Raw genomic sequence first — 1,976 nt, 5'->3', positions numbered from 1 at the left:
ACGGCCCGGAGGCCGGCGCTGCGGACGACGCCGGGCGCTGACCTGCGCTGCCCGCGCGTCCCGTTAGGATTGAACGGGGTTTTCGGAGCTAATCGTGAAGCGAATGAGGAGAAATTGTGAGCGTTGAACGCACACTGGTACTGGTCAAGCCCGACGGCGTGTCCCGCGGTCTCACGGGCAGCATCCTGGCCCGCATAGAGGCCAAGGGCTACACGCTGGTCGAACTGAAGCTGGTCAACGCCACCCGCGAACTGCTGGAACAGCATTACGAAGAGCATGTCGGCAAGCCGTTCTACGAGCCGCTGGTCGAGTTCATGCTCTCCGGCCCGGTCGCCGCCGCCGTGTTCGAGGGGCACCGGGTGATCGAGGGCTTCCGGTCGCTGGCCGGCACCACCGACCCCACCACCGCGGCCCCCGGGACGATCCGCGGCGACTTTGGCCGCGACTGGGGCGTGAAGGTGCAGCAAAACCTCGTGCACGGCTCCGACTCGCCCGAGTCCGCCGCGCGCGAGATCGGGATCTGGTTCTCCTAGACCCCTGAAGCAGCAGAGGCCGCGGCCCCCGACGGGGACGCGGCCTCTGGTTTATTCGGGTTCAGCCCGGGAAGGCAATCGCGGCGAGTCCAAGCTGTCCCAAGAGCTCAGGAAGACGATTCCGGTCAGCCCAGGAAGGCGTCGATGAAGGCCAGGAAGATCGTCCCGGCGGTCACGATCCACAGCAGGGCGGTCAGGGTCCAGGCCCAGCTGCCGGCGAACCGGACCACCGCCGCCGGCGCCTTGATCACGCCGTGCGCCAGGTTCCGCGCCGTCGTGTGCACCAGCATCGGGATCATGGCGGCCCACACGCCCATGCAGTACAGGCACAGGATGTGGATGTCGTAGAGCGCCTGGCTCCACAACCAGACGACAAAGACGAAGCCCAGCGTGACGCCGGCCTGCAGTCCCATCCAGTACCACCGGCGGAACCGCGCCCCCGCAAGGATCGCCACCGCCGTCGTGATGGGAACCGCGAAGGCGACGATCCCGATCAGCGGGTTGGGGAAGCCGAAAAGCCCGGCCTGCCAGTGCAGGAACACCTTGCCGCAGGAGACCCACGGGTTGATGTCACAGCTGGTCACATGGCCCGGATTTTCGTAGGTCGCCAGCCGCTCCAGGACCAGGATGCCGGACATGATCCAGCCGACAACACCGGTGGCCAGCAGCAGCCACGCGAAGGGTTTCTCCCGGGCAACGCCGGGAACCCCGCTGTCCGGGAGTTGGCCGGGCGCTGGCGCGGCCGGGGATGTGGAGGTCTGCGCGTGGGTCTGCACCGTGTTCCTCGGGCTAGGGGGCATATGGCTCGATTCTACGCCGGAGAGAACGCCCATTACTCACTAAATCGCACCCGGTGTGAGAGAATGATCGTGGCTAATAGCAGCCCCACATGCTGCTGTTGGTCCAGCGACAGGCTTCCAGGTCCGTCGGCGACGCTTCCCGAACAAGGAGCCCATCAATCCGGATGGGCGCTGGGAATCCGCCGGGCGGCCCTGCCGGTGAAGAGAAGGTTACGGCAGACGGAAAAGCGCCGCTGGTCCCCGGGTGTGCCGCGCCCCACGTGATGGCGCGAGCTCGGGTGATACCAAGACGACTTTCGGTGTCGGGCAGCCCAAGGCACCCGGATACCCGGCTACATGCCCCCAAGGGCACCGGGATGTGGCCGGTGCCGCAAGGGTTGGAGCACAACTTTAAATGGACAATGAACAGGTAATTCCCGCTACCTCCTCTCCGGTCGACGCGCCGGAGGTACCAGCCAAGAAACCGCCGCGGCCCCGCCGCAAGCCCACTGTGTCCGCACCGTCGCAGGACCAGTTGGGCGTTGAACTGCCCGCAGCGGCACCTACCGGCACCAACAACGACGGCGATGCCTCCGCCGCTTCCCCCGCGGCCACGGCGCCCGACGCCGCGATAGCCGCCGGGGAACACCCGGCAGGGGAGCAG

At 67.0% G+C, this 1,976-nt stretch carries 3 protein-coding genes; 2 read left to right on the top strand and 1 reads right to left on the bottom strand.

Annotated elements, in window-relative coordinates:
- Positions 1-116: 116 nt before the first annotated feature.
- A complete protein-coding gene (ndk, locus tag AC5RUJ_RS15290) occupies positions 117-533 on the top strand; it encodes a nucleoside-diphosphate kinase (protein ID WP_493977451.1) in 417 nt (138 codons plus the stop codon).
- 125 nt (positions 534-658) lie between these two features.
- Here ndk and AC5RUJ_RS15285 read toward each other — a convergent pair whose 3' ends face one another.
- On the bottom strand, positions 659-1,333 hold the full coding sequence (locus tag AC5RUJ_RS15285) for a vitamin K epoxide reductase family protein (protein WP_494129075.1): 675 nt from the start codon (positions 1,331-1,333) through the stop codon (positions 659-661).
- Between the two features lie 394 nt (positions 1,334-1,727).
- Between AC5RUJ_RS15285 and AC5RUJ_RS15280 the strand changes: the two genes are divergently transcribed.
- On the top strand, positions 1,728-1,976 hold a 249-nt coding region (locus tag AC5RUJ_RS15280; protein WP_494156142.1), incomplete at its 3' end, for a hypothetical protein.

It is taken from the genome of Arthrobacter sp. Y3223164, from assembly GCF_059091005.1.
The sequence above is the reverse complement of the archived record's forward strand: the minus strand, read 5'-3'. Positions and strand labels throughout refer to the sequence as shown.